We start from the raw sequence: 3,279 nt of genomic DNA on the forward strand, positions 1-3,279 counted from the left end.
AGTTCGGCGGCCGGGCCGAGCAGGCCGGCGCGCCGCTCGCGCTCGGCGAGCAGCGCGCCGGTGCCGTCCTTGCGCCGCAGGCCGAGCGCGAGCGCGTCGTGGCGGGCGGTGGTGGCGGCGCGCTCCCGCTCGGCCCCGGTGGCGGCCTCGCGGGCGGCCGCCAGCCCCGCCTCGGCGTCGGCCAGCTCGCGCTTGGCCGTCTCGTGGTCGGCGGCCAGCTCCGCGTCGTCCGCGTCGAGCCCGTCGACCTCCGCCTTCAGCGTCTCGTACTCCTCCTGCGCGGCGACCGCCCGCTGCGCGGCCTCGTCACGCGCGGACGCCAGCCGCTCGATCTCGGACTGCCCGGAGGCCACCCGGCCGCGCGCGGCGGTCACCTTCCCCTGCAGGCGGGCCAGGCCCTCGCGGCGGTCGGCGAGCGCCCGGGCGGCATCCTTCAGCCGCCGCTCCTCCTGGGCCAGCAGCCGCTCCAGCTCCGCCCGGTGCTCGACGGTGTCCTCCAGCGCCCGGCTCGCCGCCTCCAGCGCGGCCTCCAGCTCCGCCTCCTGCTCGCGGACCCGGGCCGCCTCCCGCTCCAGGTCCTCCGGGTCGCGGCCGCGCCGCTCCTCGGCGGGCGCGGAGGTGGCGCTGGTGACCCGGGCGTCGGCCAGGCTGATCGTGCCGCGCACCCGCTCGGCCAGGCGGGACAGCTCGTACCAGGTCGCCTGCGCGTCCCGCAGCCGCGGCGCGAGCTGCCGGACCTGCTCCTCCAGCGCCGACTCGCGCGCCTGCGCGGCGCGCAGCTCGGCCTCGGCCGCCTCCTTGCGCTGCCGCAGGGCGGCCTCGTCCGCGACCTCGGCGCGCAGGGCCTCCCGCAGCGTCACCAGGTCGTCGGCGAGCAGCCGCAGCCGCGCGTCGCGCAGGTCGGCCTGGATGACGGCGGCCCGCCGGGCCACGGCGGCCTGCCGGCCCAGCGGCTTGAGCTGGCGGCGCAGTTCGTCGGTGAGGTCCTGTACGCGCGCGAGGTTGGCGCGCATGGCCTCCAGCTTGCGCAGCGCCTTCTCCTTGCGCTTGCGGTGCTTGAGTACGCCGGCGGCCTCCTCGATGAAGGCGCGGCGGCCGGTCGGGTCGGCGTGCAGGACCGAGTCGAGCTGGCCCTGTCCGACGATGACGTGCATCTCACGGCCGATGCCGGAGTCGGAGAGCAGCTCCTGGATGTCCAGCAGGCGGCAGGTGTCGCCGTTGATCTGGTACTCGCTGCCGCCGTTGCGGAACATGATCCGCGTAATGGTGACCTCGGTGTAGTCGATGGGCAGCGCGCCGTCGCCGTTGTCGATGGTCAGCGACACCTCGGCGCGGCCCAGCGGCGGGCGGCCGGTGGTGCCCGCGAAGATGACGTCCTCCATCTTGCCGCCGCGCAGCGACTTGGCCCCCTGCTCGCCCATCACCCAGGACAGGGCGTCCACGACGTTGGACTTGCCCGAGCCGTTCGGGCCGACGACGCACGTGATACCCGGTTCGAAGCGCAGCGTGGTGGCAGAGGCGAAGGACTTGAAGCCGCGCAGGGTCAGGCTCTTGAGGTGCACGCCAGCGGACTCTACCCCCCGGCCGCCCGGCGCATCCGGCCCGCGCGGCCCGCGCCGTGGCGCGGCGGTCGGCCGTTTTCCCGGTTTCACCGGTCAGGGTGCAGGGCACATCAGACGTAAGGCGAGAACGGGGGGCGCTGGTGGGCTGGTCGAGCGGAGGCGACGGAGCGGCAAGGGCGCCGCTGCCGGGGCAGTCCGGTCACACCGGAGACTTCGCAGCCGGAGACGTCGCAGCAGCCGGAGACTTCGCAGGGGACAAGAGGTCCGGACGGGAGCGCCGGGTCCGGACGACAGGGGCGCCGACGACGGGGGTACCGACGGCAGCACCGAGGGAAACGACGGAAGCGGTCCCGGGAACGACAGTCTCGACGACAGCCTCGGAAACGACAGTTGTAGAAACGGCGGCAGTCCTGAAAACGGCAGTCCTGGAAACGGCGGCAGTCCTGGAAACGACGAAGGGACGCCGAAGCGTCCCTTGCAGATTCTCAGCGGCTGACGGCACGACCCGACCGGCGCCCAGGGGCGGGGTCAGGCGAGCGCAGGCTCCGGGTGGGATACCCCGATGCTGTCGAGCACCGAGTCGCCGTGACGTACGGCGGCGGACAGAGCGTCGTTTTCGGCCTGAATCCTGACCAGCTCGGACTCCAGGTCCTGGACACGCTGCTGAAGCCGCCGCATCTCGGCGAGGACTCGGGGGTCGGAGCCGCCGACGTAACCGAGAAGCGCCTTTGCCATGATGGATGGTCCTCCACACTGAGTGACCGACCGAAGCGGTGGTGGGTCGTGAGGGAAAATTTGCACCCGCGATGCTCGCCACCTCTACCGTGCCCGGTGACAAACAGTTAAGGTGTGCGGGGCTTCAAGCGTCTCACCAAAAGGGTAGACGGTCAACACGATCACGCTCGTGTCGCTCTGCCGGCCCAGGGACATGCCGCTCGGCGGCGTCTCGGCGCCCTTTCGGCGCGGGCCGGCTCGGGGTGCGGACGACCTTCTGGCCGCAGCCTTGCACGGCGCGGCCCCGTTGGCAACCATCGGGGCGTTTTCGCCGGTGACACGCGCTGTGCGCACGTCGCGGGGCGGCGCGGGGGATCGCGCGCGCCGGGGTTCGCGCAGGGGCGGTTCAGCGGATGTCGAAGGTGTGGTAACCGCCGCGCGGTGTGTCCCAGATCTCGGTGACCCCACTGACCGTTCCGGGCGTGTCGCCACCGCGCAGCCAGGCGAGCAGGTGCTCGCAGCGCTCGCGTGTGCCCTCGGCGACGACCTGCACCCGGCCGTCGGGGAGGTTGGAGGCGAACCCGGCCAGGCCGCCGATGCTCAGCGCGCGGGCCCGGGTGTACCAGCGGAAGCCGACGCCCTGCACGCGGCCCCGCACCCAGGCGGTGAGGCGGGCGGGGGCCTCCGCCCGTGACGGGGGTCCGTCGGGGGCCGCCCCGGGTCCCCTCCGGTGCGGGCCGGGCGGCTCCTGCCCGGCGTCCGCCGGGGCCGGCTCCCGCACGGGTGACTCCGGCGCGGGCGGCTGGTCGGCAGGCGGCTCGTCGGCAGGCGGGGGCGGGGTCGTCGGCATGGGGGCACGGTAACCGGCCACGCCGGGAGGGGTCACGCCGGGCGAGGCGTCGCGGGTACGGCCGTACGGGGCGCGAGGCGCGGGCCTGGCGGGGCGGCCGGGCCGCGGCGGTCGTACGGGCCGGAGCGCCGGGCCGTCCCCGCGACGCAGCCG

2 protein-coding genes and 1 pseudogene are annotated in these 3,279 nt (G+C 74.7%); all 3 read right to left on the reverse strand.

Going from position 1 to position 3,279, the window contains the following annotated elements; genetic code table 11:
* A partial coding sequence (locus RKE29_RS28845) for an AAA family ATPase (RefSeq protein WP_312008653.1) occupies window positions 1–1,562 on the reverse strand: 1,562 nt, incomplete at its 3' end.
* Window positions 1,563–2,090: 528 nt separating this feature from the next.
* Complete coding sequence (locus RKE29_RS28850) at window positions 2,091–2,297, reverse strand: hypothetical protein (protein ID WP_312008654.1); 207 nt, start codon at window positions 2,295–2,297, stop codon at window positions 2,091–2,093.
* 385 nt (window positions 2,298–2,682) lie between these two features.
* A pseudogene (locus tag RKE29_RS28855) lies at window positions 2,683–2,949 on the reverse strand (acylphosphatase); the annotation flags it as partial.
* Window positions 2,950–3,279 lie beyond the last annotated feature (330 nt).

Origin of the sequence: Streptomyces sp. B1866 (assembly GCF_031932565.1) — a bacterium.
Lineage (GTDB): Bacteria > Actinomycetota > Actinomycetes > Streptomycetales > Streptomycetaceae > Streptomyces.

Excerpts from the sequence above, each read along its gene's own strand:
- RKE29_RS28850 (WP_312008654.1), bottom strand. The coding sequence starts at position 2,297 with ATGGCAAAGGCGCTTCTCGGTTACGTCGGCGGCTCCGACCCCCGAGTC.